We start from the raw sequence: 21,782 nt of genomic DNA, 5'->3' as shown, positions 1-21,782 counted from the left end.
TGCACCGCACCTTCCTACAGCCAGTCCTAGATTATTTCAAGCCTTCCGCAGCAGGCGCTGCATTCGCCGGAAGAGGATCGATTTCATTGTTAGCCGGATTTTCGCGGCGGTACCAATGGTAGAAAACATAAGCCAGTGTAGCTCCATACACGACCTCTTGAACGAGCTTCATAATTACGCCGCCAAGCTGCTGGTCCTCGATCGCCGGCATAATAGCGAATGTATTCGGCCCTTTCAGCGCCTCTAAAATCATAGCCGGATCCCCCGGCATACAAAAGCCCATGGCGATCGCCCAGACTTGCGGATCGGTGTACGTAGCGTACATCGGCTCTCTCGCGAATATGATCAGCGCGCAGGCCGGCGTTAATAAAACACCGTTTGCGAATATATATCCCATTTTACGCACATCGGTCAGCTTATTCAACTCCGGAATCGGGCACAATACCGGCCACCACATGATCGTTGCCGTCAAAAACAGCGCTGTATATACAATAGTGTGGATCACGTAGTTAGTCATGACAAAATCGTGAACAACAGGCATATGGTAAAGAGAAAACAATGTGTTAAACAGCAGCAGCGTTACCATCGGCTTGATGAAGAAGCGTAACTTCCTCATTCCTGGGATTTTACCGAAAGCGATGAACATTTCCTTCGGAATACCCATCAGTAACAGCGACGGTGCAATCATAAAAGCGATAGACATGCTGGCCATATGCCAAGTAAACATCAAATGACCCGCCAAGTCGATCGGGCTGCCCAAGGCAATATACATCAACAGCATTGCGCTGATAAAAAACCCTTTTTGAGTACCGGTAACCGGCTTCATCCCCGGAAACCATGCCTCGCGTTTATTACCAACCGCAATAAGGTAAAGAGCGATAAGCGCGACAGTGAACAGCATGAGGAACGGACTCCATTTCGCGGCAAAGCCGAAAGCGTCCATATTCGGCATCGTTAACTCCTCCTTTGCGGAAAAAGAAGGCCGGCTTTCGCCGGCCTATCTGATATTACCACCATAACCAGAATACGCCTGCTGCAACGACAGTAAGTGCGACAAATGCGCCTGCCCATAAAAAGAGCTGCGGAAACTGGTGACCACGATCCTTCATGTGCATCCAGAAGTAAAGCTGGATGACGACCTGAACAATCGCCAAAATCATAATGAACAAGTAAATGAACCCTTTGCTGAACTCAGTATTCGCAGCTGCCAGGAAGGCGAGTGCAGTTAATACGATGGACAGCACGAACGACAAGATATGGTTGCGAGGCCCTTCGTGACGGTGCTTACGGCCGGATTGCCCTGCTTGCTCATGAGAATGCTGCATGGCTTTAACCTACCTTTCCCATCAGGTATACGACAGTGAAGATGAAAACCCACACAACGTCGATAAAGTGCCAGTACAGGGATGCCACATACACCTTCGGTGCAGTTACGACAGTAAGACCCTTTTTGCTGAGCTGCAAAATGATCAGCGTAATCCACAGGATACCGAATGCAACGTGGGCTCCGTGGAAACCAACAAGCGAGTAAAACGAAGTACTAAAAGCACTTGTATTAAATTTATGTCCTTCATGCACGTAGTGCATGAATTCGTAAATTTCAAGACCCAAGAATGCAAGACCGAGAAGAACCGTAACACCCAGCCAAAGTTGAATCTTAGCTGCACTCTTCTGAATGTGCATAGCTTGAATAGCGAATACGCTCGTTAACGAGCTTGTTAAGAGAAGCAGTGTTGCAATGGCAACAAGCCGCAAGTCGAACAATTCCGCGCCTGACGGACCGCCGTTAATTTGCTGGCGGAGCGAAATGTAGGCTGCGAATAAGGTACCGAACAACACGGTTTCCCCGCCGAGGAACAGCCAGAACCCGAGGACCTTATTGCGTCCTTCTAACGTAGCGCGTTCCGGCTCATCCGGAAGTACTCCGGTTACGCCGTGTCCATGATGATCAGCTACTTGGCTCATGCTTTTACCCCCTTGTCGTTCAGTTCCTCCGGCTCAATATGGAAGCCGTGGTCATCGTATACGGAGCGGAGCAGCATGCAAAGGAACGTAATCGCAATACCGATAATCGCCAACTTATAATCGGACAAAATCGGTGTAAGCGGGCTGCCTTCCAAATCTTCGTACATAAGTCCCAGACCGCCGATAAACATGCCGAGCGACATAAAGAACGGCAGGATCGATGGAGACGGCATATGAATTGGACCGATTGGCTCAGCAGGCGTCATTTCTTTGTTGCCTGCCATTTTTTCTACCCAAAGTGCATCCAGCCCGCGAACGAGCGGAGTCTGCTTAAAGTTATATTCGGGCGGAGGAGATGGAATCGACCACTCCAGCGTACGGCCATCCCAAGGGTCAGCCGGTGCGTTCGCCTTCTTAAAGAAGGAACCAACCATGTTGGCAACAAGCAGGATCGTGGAAACGCCCATAAACATTGCGCCAACGGTTGAAATATAGTTCATTTCATTCCAGCCTTGGCCGTCAAGGTACGTAAATACACGGCGCGGCATGCCGAGCAAGCCGAGGAAATGCTGAATGAAGAACGTGAGATGGAAGCCGATAAACCAGAGCCAGAAGGTAAGCTTACCCATACCCTCGTTCAGCGTACGGCCGAACATTTTTGGCCACCAGTAGAACAAGCCTGCAAAGAGTGCTAGCACCAAACCGCCTACGATAACGTAGTGGAAGTGAGCGACTACGAAATACGTATCATGGTACTGGTAGTCCGCCGGCGGAACCGAAAGCATAACCCCGGTAACGCCGCCCATTACGAACATCGGAATAAAGCCGATGGCGAACAGGTTTGCTGCAGTGAAACGAATTTGTCCACCCCACATAGTGAAGATCCAGTTAAAGATCTTAACCCCGGTCGGAACCGCAATAAGCATCGTAGCGATCGAGAACAATGCGTTTGCAATTGGGCCCATACCAACCGTAAACATGTGGTGAACCCAAACCATGAAGCCAAGGAAACCGATCAGCGCTGTCGCGAATACCATTGTGCTGTATCCGAACAGACGCTTACGGGAGAACGTCGCAACAATTTCAGAGATGATCCCGAAGCCTGGAAGCACGAGAATGTATACTTCCGGGTGACCGAAGATCCAGAAAATATGCTCCCAAAGTACGGAGTTACCGCCCGCTGCCGTATTAAAGAAGTTCCCTTCAAACATACGGTCAAAGGACAACATAACAAGACCTACTGCAAGAGCAGGGAATGCGAACAAAATCAAACCGGAAGTAATGAAGGATGCCCAAGTAAAGAGCGGCATTCTCATAAAGGACATTCCAGGTGCACGCATGTTGATAATCGTAACGAGGAAGTTAATACCCCCGACCAGCGTACCTAAACCGGCAATCTGAAGGCCGATGGCATAAAAATCCATACTTTTACTATAAGCAGGTCCGGCCAGTGGCGGATACGAGGTCCAGCCTGCATCCGGTGCTCCACCCATGAACCATCCGAGGTTCGTTAAGAGCGCTCCGAAGAAAAACGTCCAAAAGCCGATTGCGTTTACAAACGGGAACGCAACGTCGCGCGCTCCGATTTGGAGCGGTACAATCGCGTTCATAAATCCGAATATGATCGGCATGGCCGCCAAGAAAATCATTGTTGTTCCGTGCATGGTCAAGAGCTCGTTATACGTCTGCGCGGATACGAAATCGTTCATCGGCTTCATCAGCTGAATCCGGATCAGAATCGCTTCAAGTCCTCCGACAACAAAGAAGAAAAAGCCCGAGAACAAATACAGAATACCGATTTTTTTGTGGTCAACGGTGGTCAGCCAATCCATGATACCACTGTATCTCTTTGGTGCGTGCGCAGCATGCGCATGTGCCGTAGTTGCCATTGTAGCGTTTTACCTCCTTTACCACCGTCTCTTATTTAAGTTCGAGCAAGTATTTAGCAAGCGCATCAAGCTCCTGCGCATTCAATTCTACTTCCGGCATGTTGTTGCCCGGCTTAATCGCTTGAGGATTATCAAGCCATTCTTTTAAGTTTTCTTCATTCATTTCAACGAAGCCCGCAAGAACTTCACGGTTTGCAAAGCCGTCAAGGTTTGGTCCGAAGCCGCGGTCGCCCGCATTCACAGCGTGACACTGCAAGCACTTCGCTTTAAATACTTCTTCACCCTGCTGCGCTGTTGCAGAAACGGCAGCTGTCTTCTTGAGGTTTTCTGCCCAAGCATTAAATTGATCTTCAGGCATTACAACCGCTTTAAAGTCCATCAATGCGTGGGATGCTCCGCAAAGCTCCGCGCATTTTCCTTTATACACTTTATTTTCAGTTAATTCCGGAGTGTCGATAAACATCTTGTTCTTCAGTCCAGCGTTGGTATCCATCTTGCCTGCAAGACCTGGAATCCAGAACGAGTGCTTTACATCCGCAGAGGTCAGTTCAAATGAAATCCGCGCGTTGGCCGGAAGCACTAAATCTTGTGCTGTAATAATGCCGAGCTGCGGGTATTCAAACTCCCACCAATATTGGTGAGCAGTGACCTTAACTTGAATCTTTGAGTCATCCTGCGAGTAATCTTTTGCCAAACCAAAGGTTGACTGGACTGTCGGTACAGCCAGTACGAGGAGCAAAATCAGCGGAACAACCGTCCAGATGATTTCCAGCTTATGGCTGCCCTCTACTTGCTTCGGAATGTCGTTCTGACCCGGACGCTTACGGAACCGGATAAGGACGTACAAAGTAAGTACGAATACTACCACAACGACTAAAATCATGATGCCCAAGGACAACTTCATCAAGCTTAGCTGTTCCTTCGCGATCGGCCCGTCCGGATTTAACGGGTTCGGTTCGCTCAGAGCCGTGCTGCAGCCCGCAAGCAGAAGGGCAAACGCCGCAAATAGGGGCAGCAGACGCTTAGTTAGTTTCCACCGCTTCATCTAGTTATCAACCCCAGTCTTTTTATTAAAACCTACATATTCCGACATAACCTAATCAGAAACAAGAAAGCCCCCGCCGGGCGCAGTGCGCAATCCCGCAAAAAAGGCTTTCCTGGTACACAATTTTTAGCGTTTTTCTATGAACGAAATCACTTCTATAACTATAAAGTCGCCCTTGTAGTTTGTCAATCCGGTGGCAAAAGCGTCACAAATTGTTCTTAATACGCTGAAACCCTTGACGCATTGGCATATTTCGGCTTTCAGCGCTGCGAATATTTCGTCCCCGCAAAGTTATCCTAACCATATCAGGATCGCTCAAAAAGGAGGCTTATATTCCTATGATTACCCAAAAACGGAATGGTCTTGCATGGATTCGCATTTCTTTCCTCGGAATCGTACTCCTTACCGGCGGATGTGCATATGAAGGAGACTACGAAGGCTCGGACGCCGACCTTTCCAGCCGCGATGATATGACGCCCCAAACCAAAGCTTATGGCGATATCGGTACGCCTACCGATCACAACAACACTCGCTTTGAAATGAATCAGGATGCCGCCAATGCCGTAGCGCAGATGGACGGTATTTTCGGAGCTTATGTAGCACTTACCGACAAAAACGCTTATGTAGCTGTCGCCCTGGATGATACTGCGCACGGTACCGTTGGACACGGCGGCCGCATCGATACAAACAACACCGGACAATCCGAAGGCGAATACGATCCCTTTACACATAATCCGCAAGCCAGCTGGCGAGACGTGGTTACGGACACCAATTCTTATTATACGTTTCCTACTTTAAATGAAGACGACATGAACGATAAGCTGAAGCAAAAAATCGCGGTTCGTCTTCGCACGCTGTACCCTTATGTCCGCACGGTTCATATTTCCGCCAACCGCACATTTTTGAACACAATGAATACTTACGCCCAAGAGACTTGGCTTGGCCGTGACCTTCAGCCTCATCTCGAGGACTTTAACGGATTAGTAAAAAGCGTGTTCGCCGGCCGGGAGTAATCCACTGTAATTGAAGAGACTGCGCGATCCCGCAATCCCCGAGTTCCATGCCAGATCCATGCTCCTTCAGCAAAACGCCATTAAGAAGGCCGCCTACAAGAGCGGCCTTTCTTTTTAGCCTTACATTTGATTGCCATGCCTTATGCCCACATTGGATTGCGATGCTTTAAGCCCACAATTCTTCACGCTGGCGTTTTACGTCTTCATTTTCCAAGTATTCATCATAGGTCATTTGCTTATCGATAATGCCCTTCGGCGTAATTTCGATAATCCGGTTGGCAATCGTGTTAACGAACTCATGGTCCTGTGACACGAAGAGCACGGTACCGTCGAAATCAACCAGGCCATTGTTCAACGCCGTAATCGATTCAAGGTCAAGGTGGTTCGTCGGTTCATCGAGAATCAGCACATTCGCGCCGGTCATCATCATGCGTGAGAGCATGCAGCGAACCTTTTCGCCTCCGGAAAGCACACTTGCTTTCTTCAACGCCTCTTCCCCAGCGAAGAGCATCCGGCCAAGGAAGCCGCGGATATACTGCTCTTCTTGGTTTTTGGAATACTGGCGCAGCCAATCGACAAGGTTCATTTCAACGCCTTCGAAGTATTCCGAATTGTCTTTCGGGAAGTAGGCCTGGCTTGTCGTAACCCCCCAGGTGTAGGTTCCATCCGCCGGCTCCTTCTCGCCCATCAGCACCTGGAACAATGCCGTCTTCACATGCTCCCAAGGCCCGACAAAAGCAATTTTATCACCCTTGTTCACTACAAGATTAAGGCCGTTCACATCCTGCCCCGCTTCCGTGCGGACCGTTAGGTTCTCGATCGTCAGAAGCTGCTTGCCTGCCTCTCGCTCCGGCTTGAAGTTAATAAACGGATATTTGCGGGAAGAAGGACGGATGTCATCGAGCTGGATTTTATCGAGCATTTTCTTCCGGCTTGTCGCCTGCTTCGACTTGGAAGCATTCGCACTAAAGCGGGCGATAAACTCCTGAAGCTGCTTGATCTTTTCTTCCTTCTTCTTATTCGCATCTCTAGTCAGCTGCAGGGCAAGCTGGCTGGATTGGTACCAGAAATCGTAGTTGCCGACATAAAGCTGAATTTTTCCGTAATCGAGGTCAGCAATATGTGTACATACTTTATTTAAGAAGTAACGGTCATGGGATACAACAATAACGGTGCCTTCATAATCCATCAAGAAGTTTTCTAACCAGCGCACCGAATCCATATCCAAGTGGTTGGTAGGCTCGTCGAGAAGCAGGATTTGTGGATTGCCGAACAGGGCCTGTGCCAATAGCACGCGTACCTTCTGGTTGCCGTCCAGCTCCTTCATCAGCTTGTCGTGAAGCTCGCGCGGAATGCCAAGACCGATCAGCAATTCAGCCCCCTGAGGCTCTGCATCCCAGCCGTTGAGCTCTTGAAACTCGCCCTCAAGCTCCGCCGCGCGCATACCGTCCTCGTCGCTGAAGTCCGGCTTCGCATAAAGCGCATCCTTTTCTTCCATAATATCGAATAGCTTCTTATGCCCCATAATAACGGTTTTCAGCACCTGAACCTCATCGAATTCGAAGTGGTTCTGCTTCAGCACCGCCATCCGGTCTCCCTGCGAGATAATGACTTCACCCGTCGAAGGCTCCACCTCGCCGGACAAAATTTTCAGAAACGTCGACTTCCCCGCTCCGTTCGCTCCAATCAAGCCATAGCAGTTGCCCGGCGTAAACTTGACGTTTACTTCCTCGAACAACGCCCTTTTGCCGAAGCGCAAAGAAATTCCGTTCGTTGCGATCATATCGAATAATTCCTCACTTTCAAAAATAGTACATCTAAACGCACACATTCTGGCGCTAAACGCCAAATGCGCAGTATGCCAAATTAAGTGTTCCGCTTATTCCTGCCGGAAACCATCTCTACCATCATACTGAATATAACGCCTCGGTTCAAACATTTCACGAAAAAAGCCTAAGTACTGGCTGTGAAAAAGCCTTTCGGCCCTCCTTATGATATGATAATGCAGAGAATGGAAAGCGGAGGTAAAAAATCATGAGATTACTTTCAGTTGAACCGACGCCGAGCCCAAATGTAATGAAGCTGACGGTGAGCGAATCGCTGCCGCAGGGGGTACAGCGTAACTATACGTCCGAAGAGGCGGACAAAGCTCCGGCCTTTATTCGCCGGATGCTGGACATAGAAGGAGTAAAGGGCGTGTTCCACACCGCCGATTTCATTGCGCTGGAGCGCGCGGGAAGCGGCAAGTGGGAGTCGATTTTGGCGGATGCGAGCCGCTTGTTTGAGAACGCGGAAGGCGCGGCCGAGCTGCTGAAGGTGACCGGCGAAGCCGGGGCGTTCGGCGAGGCGAATGTGTTTGTGCAGATGTTCCGCGGCATACCGATGCAAATCCGCGTGAAGGCCGGCGGCGAGGAAGCGCGCATTGCAATGCCGGAGCGGTTTGTGAATGCTGCGACGGAGGCAGGGGCGGCATCGCCGAACCTGATCAAGGAGCGCCAGCTCGTCGAGTTCGGCGTGCGTTACGGCGAACTGAAGGAAATCGCCGAGGACGTCTGCAAGGAGCTCGAGGCGTCGTATGATGAGGATCGGCTGCGTTCGATGGTGCAGCAGATCCTCGAGAAAAGCGTGCAGGCGCCGGAGCCGCCGAAGCCGCTTTCTCCGGAGGAGCTCCGCGCGAAGCTGGACGATGCCGATTGGAAGGTGCGCTACGCCGCGCTGGAGCGCATGAAGCCGGAGGCGGACGACCTGCCGCTGCTCGTGAAGGCGCTGCGCGACGAGCATTATTCGGTGCGGCGGCTGGCGGTCGTCTATATCGGCGGCCTGAAGGACGCCGATTCCGGCGAGGTGCTGAAGCTGCTGTACGAGGCGATGCGGGATTCGTCCGCTGCCGTGCGGCGGACGGCCGGCGACGCGCTTTCCGACATCGGCGACCCGGCGGCTACGCCGGAGATGGCGGCCGCCCTGCGCGACCCGAGCAAGATCGTGCGCTGGCGCGCGGCGCGCTTCCTGTACGAGGTCGGCGAAGACAGCGCCTTGGAGGCGCTGCGCGAGGCGGTTAGCGACCCCGAGTTCGAGGTGAGCCTGCAGGCGCGCATGGCCGTTGAGCGGATCGAGCGCGGCGAAAGCGCGGCCGGCACGGTGTGGCAGCAGATGGCCCGCCGCGATACGTAGAGTGAATAACAATGCCCCAGGGAACTTGCAATTCCTTGGGGCATTCTTTATGCAGGCCGCTTCACGCCTGCCGTTCAATAAGACCAAAAACGATGCCATGCGGGTCCTCGCAGTATACGAATTTCTCTCCCCCTGGCAGCTCCATGACCGGCGATGCCTGCCGCCCGCCGTTTGCTTCAATGGAAGTAATCATCTCTATCACCGACGGCACCTCGACCGTATTCACGGCAGCAGCCCTGCCCTGGCGCTCCTCTGCACGAATAAGCGCGGCCCCGCCGTTGATGCCTTTCGTGTGCTGCTCCCCCGTTCCGGTTTGCAGATGCCAATACGGAATATCCCCTTCTACCTGCCTTACCTTCCAGCCAAACACCTTGGAATAAAACTGCGCCAGCTCTTCCGGCTTGTCTGTCTGCAGCTCAAAATGTACAACGCGGAACATTGCCCCACTCCCTCTTCTCCTTATGCTCAGCATTTCTGCGCCATTTCGCCGCAAGAAAAATGCTTCTTATGGTATACTAAGAACTACTTGCGTAAATGGAGTGATTCGCATGAAAATTCAATGGACGATGCTTTTTGCTTTAGTGTTTGCCCTGCTCATCGGCATATTTGCCGTTGTTAACGTTGATCCGGTGCCCGTCCGCTTCGTCTTCGGCGAATCGATGGTTCCTCTTATTCTCGTCATCCTTGGCTCTGCTCTGTTCGGCGGAATCGTAGTCGGTTTATTCGGAATCATCCGCCAGTACCGGATGTCCCGGAAGATCCGCACGCTCGAAGCGTCGCTCGCCGAGAAGGAAACCGAGCTTCGCTCCGTAAAGGAAGGCATTCAAGCCGCTACCTCGCACTTGGCTGGCAAATCAGCCCAAGAGGCGGCACCTGCATCGGCAGCTCAGCCGGAAGAAAAACCCTCCACAGAGAAAGACCATTCGAAATAGGTTTGTTGGCGGATTGGATATTGTGCAGCCATCCCTTCCGATAAGCGAAGAGCCGCTCTCCAGATGGAGGCGGCTCATTTGCTGCTGTTTTACTGCAGCGGATGTCGTTGCTCCAGCACCTGCTGCACTCTGGTCACACTCTGCGACATAATGTGACCGCTGCTGGCTGCAGCCGCGACCGCCGCGGCTTCTGCCACTTGCTCCGGGGTCGCCCCTTCGGAAAGTGCCTCATCCACGTGATAGAAGGTGCACACCTCGTTATTCGCAAAGAGCGCGATCCCTAACGCAATGAGCTGCTTTTCTCTCGCAGACAGCGCCCCCTCGCGGAAACACTCTCCGGTAAAACGATGATAGCCCTCGATCTGATTCGGAGCCATCGCCTTCAGGTGGCCGACACCGATTTTATAAGCATCTACTTTGCGATCCGCTATTTGTGTGTTCAAGGAAACATTCCTCCCGTTAAGTTGTACCCGGGTAGCGTTCCCTCAATAGAAACTTCCAATTCCAAGCCTAGTGAAGCTCGAAACACAAGGCTCGAAGCACGAGGCTTGAGGCTCCGGCTGAGCTACCAGAGACTCCCCGCGTAACTTACCGTTTCGCAAGCAGCTCCGTCATACCAGCAAAATAGTACACAACCCGTTCGACGCGCTCCCGGGTCGGTTCATGCGAAGGCGTGCCGTCACTGTCGAAGCTGCGCTGATCCCCGCCGACTGAAATCCATTCCGGGCAATTTATCCCGTGCATGTTGCGCACAATCGTCTGAATGTGGTTCAAGGAGCTTACGCCAACCGGTCCGCCCGCCGAGCTGACAGCGAGCACCGGCTTGTCGCTGAATTCCGCTGAGCTGACATGATCCAACGCATTTTTCAATACGCCCGAAATGCTTCCGTGATACTCCGGCGTCGCCAGCACGATGCCCTCCGCCTCGCCAAGCAGCTGCTTAAAGCGCTGCAGGTTGTCATCCGTCATTTCGCCTTGATCCGGCGAATAAAACGGAAGCGGCCGTTCGAACAAATCATGTACCTCCGCCGCAAATCCCTTTTCCTTCAACAGCCTGCCTATGTAATTTGAAAGCAGCGTGCTGGTCGCGCCGCTCCGGTTACTTCCCGCTACAATCGCAATCTTCTTCATCTGTTCCCTCTCCCTTGCCCGGGCTTGTTGAATACGTCCCGGATTTTTTGATATTTTTAGTAGGATGAAAAACCAAACTTATACGTAAGGCAGGTTACTAACTAATGTGGGAAACCATACAAATGTGGTTTGAGCAGTACGGTTATGCCGTATTGTTTATCGGTCTTTTTCTAGAGTATATCGCTTTACCGTTTCCAGGGGAAACCTCCATGGCTTACGCCGGTTATCTTGCATACGAAGGACGCCTCAATTGGTTTCTCTGCATGGTGCTCTCCTTTATTGCCACAACTACGAGCATTTCGATCACCTATTGGATCGGCTACCGCCTTGGAATGCCTTTTTTTGAACGCTACGGCCGACGGTTCGGGCTCGGACCCGACAAAGTAAAAAAGACCGAGAAGTGGTTCGAGCGCTACGGCAACGCCTTAATTTTCGTCGCCTATTTTATCCCCGGCGTCCGCCATGTGACCGGGTACTTCTCAGGTGTTATCCGCCTTCCCTTCCGAACGTTCGCTCTTTATGCCTATACCGGCGCGCTTTTTTGGGTAATAACCTTTGTCGGAATCGGCCTTTGGTTTGGCCCTGCTTGGGAAAAACTATTCCATCTTGTCGCGGAGTATGCCGTTGCCTTCATCGTATTTTGCGCCGCCGTGTTCCTCATCGTGTATCTCATCCGCCGCAGACGGGCAAAGTAAGGAATACCCGCCGACTTATTCCAGACCGTAAACTCCAACAGTCGGCTGGCCTGCATTCCCGCAGCGTCCAGCCTGCTTTGCATCCGCTATTCCTCGCGCCGCCCGCGCCGCAAGCGTAAAAACGATCCGGTTGCCGTCACAACCAGGTCGTCCTTATCGTTGCGGATTTCACAGCCCATCTGGTACACATCACCCGCTTGATGCTGAATGACTGCCCTGGCAATCAGCTTTTTTCCTGTCCCCGGCTTATGATAATTCACATTCATATCGAGCGTCACAAACTTGTCGTCCTGCGACACCCGCAGCTCCAGCATCCAAGCCATCGCCATATCCGCCAAGGTCGCGGTGACCCCTCCGTAGACAATCCGGTACGGGTTCCACCAGTGCCGCTCAACAGGCATGGAGCACACGAAAACACCGTCCTGATCGGACGCTTCTTCAACAATATTCATAAAATTGCCGAGAAACGGATAGCCGTTCTCCTTCATCGTTTCCAACGCCTCAGCGGTACGCGCAATGACGGCACGCTCCCGGTCTGACATTTGTTCGATTTTTTGATGCAGCTGGTCCTTATCCATACGCCCAAACACTCCTACACAAATTATGTATTTTTTCTACTTACGGAACTTTTTACCTTTCGCCTGCGTCTATATTAACACTACAAAAGAAAGAGGAGATTCGCTTCATGACACGAGCAAGAACCTTACTTCATTACCTGCTTGCAGGGGTTGTCGCCCTTACCGCACTGTCCGGTACGGCATCCGCCAAAACCGTCGCCACCTCGTCCGTATTTGTCATTCTTTACAGCGGTCAAAAGGAAGCGTTCATCGGGAACCAGCAGGTTACCCTTGATGCCGCCGCCAAAATCCATAACGGTAAAATGTATGTTCCCGCACGGTTTTTAGCCGAAACCTTCGGACTGCCGATCCGCTGGGAAGCGGAAACGAACACCATACATATGGAGCCTACCGAAGAATCCTCTCTTATTATTGATAACGCTGCAAAAACCGTTCTCGCCGACGGTTTACCGCTGGAATACGACGAGCATGTGCTCATCTCAGAGGATCGGCTCTTGTTCCGCCTCACTTGGATTATGGATTACGTGGGTGCTAAATACAAATATAACAGTGAATTAAACCGAGTGGAAATCGTCTACACGAAGAAGCCGAAAAGCCTGCTGACCAGCACGCAGAACAACTCCCGTCCGGTCGCGAAATTCTTATTTGAGAAGCCGACGTATCGGATTGGAGAGCCGGTGAAGATCATCGATTTAAGCTATGATGTGGATTTGGAAGGCATCGGCCATAAGGATTGGAGAGGCCGCCAAGATGTTTATTTTAAGCCGGGCACCTACAGCATTTCGCTTCAGGTGACGGATGTGAGCGGCAACAAAAGCGATTGGTACGAGCGGAAAATTGAAATCGTCGATGAAGTGTATTTAGATGAATTCGGCTACAAAATGCATTACAACCCGACCTCTACGTATATCGATTTGTCTTACGGTGAAGTCGCGGGACGCTTTTTCAAAATGCGAGAGCTGCCGAAAACCGTTACCCAATTGAAAGAACGGAAGCTGCTCGTAAGCGACAGCCCGGAAACGGTTGTTGAAAAGGGAATTCTATATCAAGATAAAGTAAACGGGAAGACCCGCCTGTATGCGGACCATATGAACGGAACCGATGAGCGCCTTTACATCGCAATTATGGCAACAAACAATGGCACGGAGCCGGTCACGATCAAGACGACCAAGCAGGGAGAAGTTTACCCTTCGATTTACGCAAACTTGATTGGTCACGAGGCTACAGTGGATTTTATGGCCAATTATTCGGAAAAAGCTGACGTTATCGTTCCTCCCGGCGAGTCGCAAGTGTATGCGTTGTTCCCGGAAATTTTGCCTGAGCAGGGCATTAACCTGTTCTACGATCTGGAAACCTCAGGGGAAACAACGATTTCCTTCATCGCCTTCGGACGCGGGGATAAGATCGAAAACTTCCAAAGCATGCGCAAGCTTCCTTATGATCAAAATGTGAGGGGAACCTTTGATGCGGCGGATATTAAATGGAAAATCGATCCTGCCCAATTATCGGAGCCAGCGCTCATTACGATCGGCGACGGAGAAATTGACCGTTATGTGACCGGCTACGACGCCATTGAAGAACGCGCGGCGACCAACTTCGGCAACTATGGCGTCATGTACCATGTAGAGATGGATAACCCGCCGCCGATGGCGATCATGCTGCTGGCACGCGGCGGTGTTTACAAAGGGCCGTTTAAAATTAACGGAGAGTATTTGATGGTGCCGAATCATGGCGGCGTTATGACGCCGATGGACGGCGTACATCTCATGTGGAGAACGACAGGCAACGAGAAGACGCTGAATATCGAGTTTTCTCCGCCGGCCGGCTCTGCTTTCCCAGTGGATCTCATTTTCTACCCATTAAAGAAGGAATAACGTTTACAGCAAGAAAGCCGCCCTTCCAAGTCGGATGGATCGAACCCTTTAGGGTCCGCCAAGACTGGGGGCGGCTTTTTCTCTTTTCTTTTAGAATGGGATTCCGACCTTCACAATGCCCGCTTCCTCGATCACCGGATAGGTCCGAACCTCCCCTGTATCGGGGGCCTGCACGAGACCGGTTGAGAGTTCAATCTTCAAATCCCTTAACGGACAGTACACATAACCGCCGCTCACAATGCCTTCGGTTAATGGCCCGCCTTTTTTATGCGGCGTGCGGTTTTCCAAGGCGTACAGCGCTCCGTCAGTTGTACGGAACATTGCTAAATTATAGTCGCCAATGATGACCTGCCGGCCGGCTCTCGGCGGAAACTGTTCGGAAGCTCCTACCTCAATATATTGAAGCTGCTCGAATGGAGTCATTTGCAGCATTCCATCCATCCCCCTTCTTATCGAATCCGAATCGGTTCATAGTACATCGTGCGAAGGTTTGCATCCTCCAGCACCTCAGCCCACGGGTCTTTACGTCCCGCCAATGCCTCCGCGAGCCGCTCGCCCAATGCGGCAAACTCTGTCGCATCGTCGAGGATGGCCGCACGAACAGTCTCCAGTCCCACGCGCTCCACAAAGTCCGAGGTGCGCTCGCCGTACTTGGCCTGCTCCCGGTAATACTGCATAAAGGCGTCGCATATTGCGATTAATTCTTCATCTGTTTTCACCTTGCAGAGCAGATCCGCCGCGCGCAGCTTAATCCCGCCGTTGCCGCCGACGTAGATTTCCCAGCCGCCGTCATTGCCAACAATACCGATGTCCTTTGTCCCCGACTCGGCGCAGTTGCGCGGACAGCCGTTGACGGCCATTTTGAACTTTGCCGGCATATTGATTTGCTCGTAACGCTTTTCCAGCAGGATCCCCATAGCAATCGAATCCTGGGTACCGAAGCGGCAAAATTGCGAGCCGACACAGGTTTTGACCGTACGCAGCGACTTGGCGTATCCAAAGCCCGAAGGCATTCCGAGATCCGCCCAAATGGCCGGCAGCTGTTCCTTGCTCACACCGAGCAGGTCGATCCGCTGTCCGCCGGTAACCTTAACCATTTCGACGCCGTATTTTTCGGCGACGTTGGCAATTTTACGAAGCTCGGCAGGGGTCGTAACACCGCCGTACATCCGCGGAATCACCCCGAACGAGCCATCCTTTTGGATGTTCGCATGCAGCCGTTCGTTGACAAAGCGCGAGTCGCGCTCATCCTCATGCTCTTCCGGCCACACCATCCCGAGATAGTAATTCAGTGCCGGGCGGCATTTCGAGCAGCCCTCTTGATCCTTCCAGCCGAGAACATGCATCACTTCGCGCACATGGGTCAGCTTTTTTTCTCTAATGGCAGCTACAATCTCGTCGCGGCCCAGCGGAGTGCAGCCGCAAATGCCGGCAGGAGCGGCATTTGCCTGGAACGAATCGCCCAGCGCAGCCTTCAGCAGCTGCTCTACCATTGGCTTACAGCCTCCGCAAGACCGAGTCGCCCCTGTGCAAGCTTTGATCTCATCTACGGTCGTCAGACCGCCATCACGGATCGCTACGAGAATATCCCCTTTTGTTACCCCATTGCAGCCGCACACAATATCTTCGTCGCTCATTGCCGCTACACCGGCGTCGCCACCAGCTTCGCCTCTGCCCCCGCAGCAGCCTCCGCCGCCGAACAGCGCCGCGTAAATTTCGTCGGTCATCGGTTCACGGGCCGCCACCCATTTCGCAAGACGGGCCGATTCGCTCGTGTCACCGAACAGCACCGCTCCTACAATACGGTCATCCTCAAGCAGCAGCTTCTTGTACGTCCGCTTCCACGCATCCTTCATTTGCAGCACCTGATGCTGCGGTGTTTCGATGAAGGTTCCGGCCGAGAATACGTCTACGCCGGAAATTTTCAGCTTCGTTGCCGTTACCGTGCCTTCGTACGGCTTTGTTTCTACGCCGCAAAGCCGCTTCGCAAGCACTAACGCCTGCTCGAAAAGCGGCGCCACCAAGCCGTAGCAAATGCCGCGATGCTCGCTGCACTCGCCGACCGCCGACACATGAGGCGCACTTGTGCGCATATAGTCGTCGACGACGATTCCGCGATGAACGTCCAGACCGCTGGCTGCGGCAGCCTTGATGTTCGGAACGATTCCCGCCGCCATTACAACCAGATCCGCATCGAGGCTCGTTCCGTCCGCGAAATGCAAACCGGACACTCGGCCGCTGCCGAGGATGCGCTCTGTCTTCTTGCCCATAAGGAACGATATTCCGTGCCGCTCCAGCTCATCCCGCAGCATTTCCGCCGCAGCAGCATCCAGCTGACGCTCCATCAGCCGGTCCACCAAGTGAACGACCGTAACCTCCATTCCGAGGCTGCTCAGCCCTTTAGCCGCCTCCAAGCCCAGCAGCCCGCCGCCGATGACGGCCGCTTTGCGGTAACGCGATGCGGCATCGATCATCGCCTCACAATCCGCGATATCACGGAAGCCGACTACGCCCTCCAGATCAGCTCCGGGTACCGGAAGCACGAAAGGCTTTGAGCCGGTAGCAACAATCAGCTCATCGTAATCAAATTCCAGCCCTTGATCGGTTTCCACGACCTGCCGGGCGGTGTCTACTTTGGTAACCATTGTACCCGTGTGAAGGGTAATACCGTTCTGCGCGTACCATTCGCGATCGTTAAGAATAATGTCCGCCGGGGTTTGCGAGCCCTCAAGAACATAGGAGAGCATAATCCGGTTATAGTTCGGATACGGCTCGCTGCCGATGACGGTAATATCAAACGCGCCGCCCAGCTTGAGAATATGCTCGATCGTCTGCATGCCGGCCATGCCGTTACCGACGAGGACCAGCTTGCGTTTTGCAGCGGATTTGCCTATCCCTTGCATAGCATCGTTTCCGTTTGCTGTATCCGTTGTATGGATTGCGTCCGTTGTATTGTTGAGGTTCAATGTATGGTTTACGTTTGTCGTATTGTTCATGTCAGCAGGTTGATTCAAGTTATTTTTATCGGTCATGTTGGCTCCTCCGATATATGTGAATTTGTTCACATCATAACTTGAAAAGAAAGAGACTGCTGTGATGATGATCACCACACCCCCATCCCGGGCGCATCAGCCGCAGCTGCTACCGGTCGGGAACAGTCCCTTTAATAAGAATATTTTCAAACGCGGGCCGTACACTCTTCCATCGGCTTACCGCCGGATCCGCGGTAAACACACACACCAGCTCTAAGCCCGGGACAACAAAAATATACTGCCCTCCGTGGCCCTGCGCAAAATAATAAGGCTGCCCCGCAAACCGGGACACCCACCATTTGAAGCCGTACTCGCCGTAGCTCGGATGACCTTCGATTTGCGCGGAAGCCGCGGCATCGATATATTCACGGGGAACCAGCTGCCTGCCGTCCCATTCCCCGCGATGCAAATACAACAGCCCCAGCTTCGCCATGTCTCTTGCGCGAAGCTGCAGAAACACATGCCCCGCCGTATTTCCCTGCGGGTCCGGCGGCCAGATCACATCGCGGATGCCAAGCGGCGCAAACAGCCGCTCCGCCGCATAGTCTCCCGCACAGCGCCCTGTCGCTCTTGTCAGCACACATGACAACAAATGCGAATCCGTGCTGCGGTACTGAAACCTTCCGCGCATGTCTTCCACCACGGGAAGCCGCCATATAAACCGCAGCCAATCCTTGCTTTCGTGGAAGCGCGACAAATGCTTCTCCCCCAGCTTGCTGCCCGTCAGCCAAAAAAATCCGCTGCTCATCGTGAGCAAATGGCGCAGCGTCGTCGCAAGCTTCTGCTCTCCCAAGTCCTTGGGCAGCTCGTCCGACGCAAAAAAGGCCGCCGCCGGAACATCGACGCTCTCGACATATCCGTCGCCGATGGCGGCGCCGATCAGCGTAGAGGTAAAGCTTTTAGTTACGGAACGCACATTCATCAGCGAGTTCTCATTCGTGCCGTTATAATACTGCTCATGCACAAGCACCCCATGGCGAATCACCAGCACCGAATAAAGCTTCGGCAGCTTCTCTCCAATATGAGCCGAAAGAGCGCGTATTGCCTCGCGGTCAATTCCATGCTCCTCCGGCGCTCCGATTCGCCACTGCTTCGTCGGCCAGAACGTTCCGCTCAACGGGATTGCTCCCCGCCGCCTCCCTGCGGCTGGCGATTTACATATTTATCGTAGCGCCCGTCCACTTCTTCTGCGATTTCACGGAACCGCTTCGTCTCCTCCGCGACCGGATCAAACTTCGCCTGAATGCGAATTTCAGGCGGGTGCGGGAGCTTTCTCCGAGCCGCTTCGCTAGGATCGGCTTTTTCCATCTCACCCTCGGTCAGCACCTCGGACATGCGCCGCTCCAGCTCCGTCCCCTCAAATTGTTCCTCTTGATCCGCCATACCTCGTCTACCTCCTGCCGGCCTATGCCGAGCGTCATTTTTCAACCCCTATTTTAACCGATAAACAGAAGCTTTATGTCGGATAAACATTTTTTCACTTCCAGTATATAGTATAAGGCGAAGTGTTGCTGTAAAATGAACCTAATAACTTCGTCTTTTTGCATCCATTTAGCCAATTGAACAATTTAACTGAACGGAGGAGATCTGATGCAGGCGCTTGAGCATTTTATAAGGCTGCAGCAGCATTTCAAGGATGCCGTACCGGGGGAAACGGTGCGCGTCACCCTCGATGAGCTGGCCGGTATGCTCTGCTGTACCCGAAGGAACGTCAACTTTATTATCAAAAATATGGAGGCGCAAAACTGGGTGCGGTGGACCCCGGGACGCGGGAGGGGCAACTCCTCGTCCCTTACCTTTATTGCCGATGCGAGAGCGCTTCTTCAAGAAGCTGCCGTCCGCTACGTGAGCACCGGCGATGTCGAAGGCGCATTGGCGCTGCTCGGCGGCCCTGCCAAAGAAGGCCCGGGGATGGATGCCTTCATCTCCCGGTTCCTTGAAGAATTCGGCTTCTTTTCCGAGCCGCGGCCGGGAAAACGAAAGGATGTACTGCGTTTTCCATTTTACCGCCCGCTCGGCAATCTGGATCCGGCCTATTTGCACCGCAGGACCGAGGCGCATATGTCAGCACAGCTTTTCGATACGCTGCTGCGCTACGATCCGTCGTCTAAGGAAGTGCTTCCACACCTCGCTCATCATTGGGAATGCAGCCCGGATTTAACCGAGTGGCATTTATACTTACGTAAAGGCGTCCGGTTTCATCATGGCAAGGTGATGACTGCAGAGGATGCCGCCTATACGCTGGAAAGAGTTATGGATCCGGCGAACTCCGCGCCCTACCGCTGGTTGTGCCGTGACATTAAGGAAGTATCCGTATTAAGTGAAACCTGCCTGAAGCTGACGCTTCACCGGCCGAACCGGATGCTCCCGGTTCTGTTAAGCTCGTCACGCCTCGGGGTCGTTCCGAGCGATAAAGCGCCTCCGAACGATCCGGAATTTGCCCGCCTCCCGATCGGCACCGGACCTTACAAGCTGACGCGCAATGATTCATCCATGGTCGTCTTCGAGGCGAATGAGGCCTATTTTAAAGAACGGCCGCTGCTGGACGCGGTGGAAATGTGGATCGTTCCGGACAGCCTTCCGGCGAACGATGCGCATCTTTCCCCGTTCGGCAAACAGCTGTCCGAAAGCGGGCCCTTCACCCTGCTGGAGCAGCCTGAGACCGGCAGCACCTATATTTGCTTTAACCGGTCCAAGGAAGGACCGATGCAGAATCGCTCCTTCCGTAAGGCGCTGCACCACGCCATCGACCGGGAGAGATTCGTCGAAGAGCTCGGCGGCTTTCGCATTACGCCAGCAGCCAGCTTTTTTCCCGATGCAACCAAAAAACGCTACAAACCGGAATACGATCCGGTCAAGGCCAAGAAACATCTGGAAAAATCAGGCTACGATGGACAAGCGATTCATATGTATACTTATGAAATGGCAGTGAATCACGAAGACTGCGCTTGGATTCAAGAAGAGTGGGCGAAGCTTGGCGTGAACACGATCGTGACCGCTCTTCCTGCCGAGGAGTTGTTTCGCAAGGAACGGATCGCAGAAGCCGATGTACTGCTCAGCGGTGTCGTATTTTCCGGACCGGCGGAGCTGGAGCTGATGGATTTGTTTCTTTCGGACAACAGCGTCATCAGCACCCACCTGGATGTGGAAGCGCAGCGGCTTGTCGATGAGGCGCTGTCCGATGCGCTATCGCGCAGCGATCCGGAAAAATGCGTAAAGAAGCTGCTTCAAATCGAAGAGCTTCTTTACAAGGATTACTCGGTGCTGTTTTTGGCGCATCTGAAGCAGGTCTCCCAGTTTCATTCCTCCCTGCAGGGAGTGCGTCTGAACGAACTCGGCTGGTTTGATTTTTCGACGTTATGGTTCGAGCCGTCATTTGCTCTTCGTAACGCCGAGTAGCTCCGGTAGCGTTACAAGCTTGTAGCCTTCGGACTTGAGCCGTTCAATGATTTTCGGTAGTGCTTGTACCGTGCCCGACAAATCTTGACCGACTCCGCCGCCGGAATGCTGGAGAATAATCGAGCCTGCTCGTACGTCTTTAAATACGTTATGAATCACTTTGTCCGATGCGATTTGTCTCCAATCCTCGGAATCCACGTTCCAGTGGACGATGGTAAAGCCCTGATTGATTGCCCATTCGGCCTCGGACTCGGTAATTTCGCCGTATGGCGGGCGCAGCAGGCGCGGCTCGTACCCGGCAGTTTTGCGGATACTGGCCTGCGTCTTGTCTAGCTCCTTCTGATATTCCGTATCGTTCAGCTTGCTCAAATTCGCATGGCCATAGGAATGGTTCCCGATAATGTGGCCTTCCTTCACCATCCGTTTGACGATGTCGGGGTATTTATCCGCCCGCCAGCCAACGACAAAGAAAGTAGCTTTTACACCGTTCTCCTTTAAAATGTCGAGCACCTGCGGCGTAAATTTATCGTCGGGAGCGTCGTCAAATGTGAGCGCCACCTGCTTTTCTTTTTTCGAACCGGACATAAAAAATCCGTTCGGAAACTTTCGCGACAATGCGCTCGGACTCATTTTTTTCGAGGAAGCTTTGGTTGATCTTTGTTCTGCTTTGCTCTGATCCTTTTGCTTCGTTTGATCCGAGGAATCGGAGGAAGCCGCTTTTTTCTTGGCCTGCTCCTTCGTTTTCGTTTTGGCCTTGGTCGTTTGATCGGCCGCAGTCTGCTTAGCGGTCTCCGCCGGCTTTGGAGCTGGCTCCGGAACCGGCTCCGCTTTCGGAGCTTCTACGATGATCGGCGGACCGGAAGGTATTCCTTGAATGATCGTTTGACGTTTTCCGGCGTCTTTGACGATCGGCGCCGGCGCTTGTTCCAGTTTCTGCGAATCGTCCTCTTGATGAGCTGAACAGCCTGTAAATACGGCTAACAGCAGCAAAATCAATAGGACGGAAAGCGTCTGAATAAAGCGCAGCATTGCAAACTCCCCCATCGGCTTTTTCGATT

21 protein-coding genes are annotated in these 21,782 nt (G+C 52.7%); 6 read left to right on the top strand and 15 right to left on the bottom strand.

The features are described 5' to 3' along the window. Positions 1-31: 31 nt before the first annotated feature. Genes ctaG through coxB form a run of 5 tightly spaced genes read right to left on the bottom strand, consistent with a single transcriptional unit; the run spans position 32 to position 4,899 of the window. Positions 32-952 carry a cytochrome c oxidase assembly factor CtaG gene (ctaG, locus tag GQS10_RS12925; protein ID WP_166242776.1) on the bottom strand — a complete coding sequence of 307 codons (921 nt, stop codon included), beginning with the start codon at positions 950-952 and terminating at the stop codon, positions 32-34. Positions 953-1,007: 55 nt separating this feature from the next. Beyond that, the gene (locus GQS10_RS12920; protein ID WP_166242774.1) at positions 1,008-1,325 is read right to left on the bottom strand and encodes a cytochrome C oxidase subunit IV family protein; all 318 of its coding nucleotides are present in this window, start codon (positions 1,323-1,325) and stop codon (positions 1,008-1,010) included. A 4-nt stretch (positions 1,326-1,329) separates the two neighbouring features. Continuing rightward, positions 1,330-1,965, bottom strand: coding sequence for a cytochrome c oxidase subunit 3 (locus tag GQS10_RS12915; protein ID WP_166242772.1), 636 nt, complete (start codon positions 1,963-1,965; stop codon positions 1,330-1,332). Next, the gene (gene ctaD / locus GQS10_RS12910; protein WP_166242770.1) at positions 1,962-3,854 is read right to left on the bottom strand and encodes a cytochrome c oxidase subunit I; all 1,893 of its coding nucleotides are present in this window, start codon (positions 3,852-3,854) and stop codon (positions 1,962-1,964) included. Before ctaD ends, GQS10_RS12915 begins: the two co-directional genes overlap by 4 nt. A gap of 31 nt (positions 3,855-3,885) precedes the next feature. Continuing rightward, positions 3,886-4,899 carry a cytochrome c oxidase subunit II gene (coxB, locus tag GQS10_RS12905; RefSeq protein ID WP_166242768.1) on the bottom strand — a complete coding sequence of 338 codons (1,014 nt, stop codon included), beginning with the start codon at positions 4,897-4,899 and terminating at the stop codon, positions 3,886-3,888. A gap of 338 nt (positions 4,900-5,237) precedes the next feature. On the opposite strand from coxB, the gene GQS10_RS12900 reads away from it, so the two are divergent. Next, positions 5,238-5,912 carry a YhcN/YlaJ family sporulation lipoprotein gene (locus GQS10_RS12900; protein ID WP_166242766.1) on the top strand — a complete coding sequence of 225 codons (675 nt, stop codon included), beginning with the start codon at positions 5,238-5,240 and terminating at the stop codon, positions 5,910-5,912. A gap of 166 nt (positions 5,913-6,078) precedes the next feature. On the opposite strand, the gene GQS10_RS12895 is transcribed toward GQS10_RS12900, so the two are convergent. Next, positions 6,079-7,695 (bottom strand): ABC-F family ATP-binding cassette domain-containing protein, encoded by a 1,617-nt coding sequence (locus GQS10_RS12895; RefSeq protein WP_166242764.1) that lies wholly within the window; start codon positions 7,693-7,695, stop codon positions 6,079-6,081. Between the two features lie 251 nt (positions 7,696-7,946). Here GQS10_RS12895 and GQS10_RS12890 point away from each other — a divergent pair, with 251 nt between their 5' ends. Beyond that, positions 7,947-9,083: a virulence factor gene (locus tag GQS10_RS12890; RefSeq protein ID WP_166242762.1), complete on the top strand. Its 1,137-nt coding sequence runs from the start codon at positions 7,947-7,949 to the stop codon at positions 9,081-9,083. A 61-nt stretch (positions 9,084-9,144) separates the two neighbouring features. On the opposite strand, the gene GQS10_RS12885 is transcribed toward GQS10_RS12890, so the two are convergent. Further along, positions 9,145-9,522: a VOC family protein gene (locus tag GQS10_RS12885; protein WP_166242760.1), complete on the bottom strand. Its 378-nt coding sequence runs from the start codon at positions 9,520-9,522 to the stop codon at positions 9,145-9,147. Positions 9,523-9,631: 109 nt separating this feature from the next. Between GQS10_RS12885 and GQS10_RS12880 the strand changes: the two genes are divergently transcribed. After that, positions 9,632-10,015: a LapA family protein gene (locus GQS10_RS12880; protein ID WP_166242758.1), complete on the top strand. Its 384-nt coding sequence runs from the start codon at positions 9,632-9,634 to the stop codon at positions 10,013-10,015. Positions 10,016-10,104: 89 nt separating this feature from the next. Here GQS10_RS12880 and GQS10_RS12875 read toward each other — a convergent pair whose 3' ends face one another. Both GQS10_RS12875 and GQS10_RS12870 read right to left on the bottom strand, forming a co-directional pair. Then, on the bottom strand, positions 10,105-10,392 hold the full coding sequence (locus tag GQS10_RS12875; protein ID WP_166242883.1) for a carboxymuconolactone decarboxylase family protein: 288 nt from the start codon (positions 10,390-10,392) through the stop codon (positions 10,105-10,107). 211 nt (positions 10,393-10,603) lie between these two features. Then, on the bottom strand, positions 10,604-11,146 hold the full coding sequence (locus GQS10_RS12870) for an NADPH-dependent FMN reductase (protein ID WP_166242756.1): 543 nt from the start codon (positions 11,144-11,146) through the stop codon (positions 10,604-10,606). A gap of 104 nt (positions 11,147-11,250) precedes the next feature. On the opposite strand from GQS10_RS12870, the gene GQS10_RS12865 reads away from it, so the two are divergent. Beyond that, positions 11,251-11,841: a DedA family protein gene (locus GQS10_RS12865; protein ID WP_166242754.1), complete on the top strand. Its 591-nt coding sequence runs from the start codon at positions 11,251-11,253 to the stop codon at positions 11,839-11,841. Positions 11,842-11,927: 86 nt separating this feature from the next. Here GQS10_RS12865 and GQS10_RS12860 read toward each other — a convergent pair whose 3' ends face one another. After that, a complete protein-coding gene (locus GQS10_RS12860) occupies positions 11,928-12,419 on the bottom strand; it encodes a PaaI family thioesterase (RefSeq protein WP_166242752.1) in 492 nt (163 codons plus the stop codon). A gap of 107 nt (positions 12,420-12,526) precedes the next feature. Between GQS10_RS12860 and GQS10_RS12855 the strand changes: the two genes are divergently transcribed. Beyond that, positions 12,527-14,293: a stalk domain-containing protein gene (locus tag GQS10_RS12855; protein WP_166242750.1), complete on the top strand. Its 1,767-nt coding sequence runs from the start codon at positions 12,527-12,529 to the stop codon at positions 14,291-14,293. A 90-nt stretch (positions 14,294-14,383) separates the two neighbouring features. Here GQS10_RS12855 and nirD read toward each other — a convergent pair whose 3' ends face one another. From nirD to GQS10_RS12835, 4 genes are all read right to left on the bottom strand, one after another. Continuing rightward, complete coding sequence (gene nirD, locus GQS10_RS12850) at positions 14,384-14,725, bottom strand: nitrite reductase small subunit NirD (protein WP_243735142.1); 342 nt, start codon at positions 14,723-14,725, stop codon at positions 14,384-14,386. Positions 14,726-14,742: 17 nt separating this feature from the next. After that, positions 14,743-17,196, bottom strand: a complete 2,454-nt coding sequence (nirB, locus tag GQS10_RS12845; protein ID WP_166242879.1) for a nitrite reductase large subunit NirB — start codon at positions 17,194-17,196, stop codon at positions 14,743-14,745. A 238-nt stretch (positions 17,197-17,434) separates the two neighbouring features. Continuing rightward, a complete protein-coding gene (locus GQS10_RS12840) occupies positions 17,435-18,442 on the bottom strand; it encodes a serine hydrolase domain-containing protein (RefSeq protein WP_166242748.1) in 1,008 nt (335 codons plus the stop codon). Then, positions 18,439-18,708, bottom strand: coding sequence for a hypothetical protein (locus tag GQS10_RS12835; RefSeq protein ID WP_166242746.1), 270 nt, complete (start codon positions 18,706-18,708; stop codon positions 18,439-18,441). Before GQS10_RS12835 ends, GQS10_RS12840 begins: the two co-directional genes overlap by 4 nt. Before the next feature lie 207 nt (positions 18,709-18,915). Here GQS10_RS12835 and GQS10_RS12830 point away from each other — a divergent pair, with 207 nt between their 5' ends. After that, positions 18,916-20,724, top strand: coding sequence for an SgrR family transcriptional regulator (locus tag GQS10_RS12830; protein ID WP_166242744.1), 1,809 nt, complete (start codon positions 18,916-18,918; stop codon positions 20,722-20,724). On the opposite strand, the gene GQS10_RS12825 is transcribed toward GQS10_RS12830, so the two are convergent. Beyond that, entirely contained in the window at positions 20,698-21,753 is a 1,056-nt protein-coding gene (locus GQS10_RS12825; RefSeq protein WP_166242742.1) for a polysaccharide deacetylase family protein, read from the bottom strand. The two genes, GQS10_RS12830 and GQS10_RS12825, sit on opposite strands and share 27 nt — an antisense overlap. Between the last annotated feature and the right edge of the window lie 29 nt (positions 21,754-21,782).

Source organism: Paenibacillus turpanensis (assembly GCF_011421635.1).
Classification (GTDB): Bacteria; Bacillota; Bacilli; order Paenibacillales; family YIM-B00363; genus Paenibacillus_AK; species Paenibacillus_AK turpanensis.
This window is presented reverse-complemented; position numbering and strand designations above follow the sequence as displayed.

Bases quoted from the DNA above. Each gene is read 5' to 3' on its own strand.
- ctaG (WP_166242776.1), bottom strand. From the start codon at position 952: ATGCCGAATATGGACGCTTTCGGCTTTGCCGCGAAATGGAGTCCGTTC.
- GQS10_RS12920 (WP_166242774.1), bottom strand. From the start codon at position 1,325: ATGCAGCATTCTCATGAGCAAGCAGGGCAATCCGGCCGTAAGCACCGT.
- GQS10_RS12915 (WP_166242772.1), bottom strand. From the start codon at position 1,965: ATGAGCCAAGTAGCTGATCATCATGGACACGGCGTAACCGGAGTACTT.
- ctaD (WP_166242770.1), bottom strand. From the start codon at position 3,854: ATGGCAACTACGGCACATGCGCATGCTGCGCACGCACCAAAGAGATAC.
- coxB (WP_166242768.1), bottom strand. From the start codon at position 4,899: ATGAAGCGGTGGAAACTAACTAAGCGTCTGCTGCCCCTATTTGCGGCG.
- GQS10_RS12900 (WP_166242766.1), top strand. From the start codon at position 5,238: ATGATTACCCAAAAACGGAATGGTCTTGCATGGATTCGCATTTCTTTC.
- GQS10_RS12895 (WP_166242764.1), bottom strand. From the start codon at position 7,695: ATGATCGCAACGAACGGAATTTCTTTGCGCTTCGGCAAAAGGGCGTTG.
- GQS10_RS12890 (WP_166242762.1), top strand. From the start codon at position 7,947: ATGAGATTACTTTCAGTTGAACCGACGCCGAGCCCAAATGTAATGAAG.
- GQS10_RS12885 (WP_166242760.1), bottom strand. From the start codon at position 9,522: ATGTTCCGCGTTGTACATTTTGAGCTGCAGACAGACAAGCCGGAAGAG.
- GQS10_RS12880 (WP_166242758.1), top strand. From the start codon at position 9,632: ATGAAAATTCAATGGACGATGCTTTTTGCTTTAGTGTTTGCCCTGCTC.
- GQS10_RS12875 (WP_166242883.1), bottom strand. From the start codon at position 10,392: ATGGCTCCGAATCAGATCGAGGGCTATCATCGTTTTACCGGAGAGTGT.
- GQS10_RS12870 (WP_166242756.1), bottom strand. From the start codon at position 11,146: ATGAAGAAGATTGCGATTGTAGCGGGAAGTAACCGGAGCGGCGCGACC.
- GQS10_RS12865 (WP_166242754.1), top strand. From the start codon at position 11,251: ATGTGGGAAACCATACAAATGTGGTTTGAGCAGTACGGTTATGCCGTA.
- GQS10_RS12860 (WP_166242752.1), bottom strand. From the start codon at position 12,419: ATGGATAAGGACCAGCTGCATCAAAAAATCGAACAAATGTCAGACCGG.
- GQS10_RS12855 (WP_166242750.1), top strand. From the start codon at position 12,527: ATGACACGAGCAAGAACCTTACTTCATTACCTGCTTGCAGGGGTTGTC.
- nirD (WP_243735142.1), bottom strand. From the start codon at position 14,725: ATGCTGCAAATGACTCCATTCGAGCAGCTTCAATATATTGAGGTAGGA.
- nirB (WP_166242879.1), bottom strand. From the start codon at position 17,196: ATGCAAGGGATAGGCAAATCCGCTGCAAAACGCAAGCTGGTCCTCGTC.
- GQS10_RS12835 (WP_166242746.1), bottom strand. From the start codon at position 18,708: ATGGCGGATCAAGAGGAACAATTTGAGGGGACGGAGCTGGAGCGGCGC.
- GQS10_RS12830 (WP_166242744.1), top strand. From the start codon at position 18,916: ATGCAGGCGCTTGAGCATTTTATAAGGCTGCAGCAGCATTTCAAGGAT.
- GQS10_RS12825 (WP_166242742.1), bottom strand. From the start codon at position 21,753: ATGCTGCGCTTTATTCAGACGCTTTCCGTCCTATTGATTTTGCTGCTG.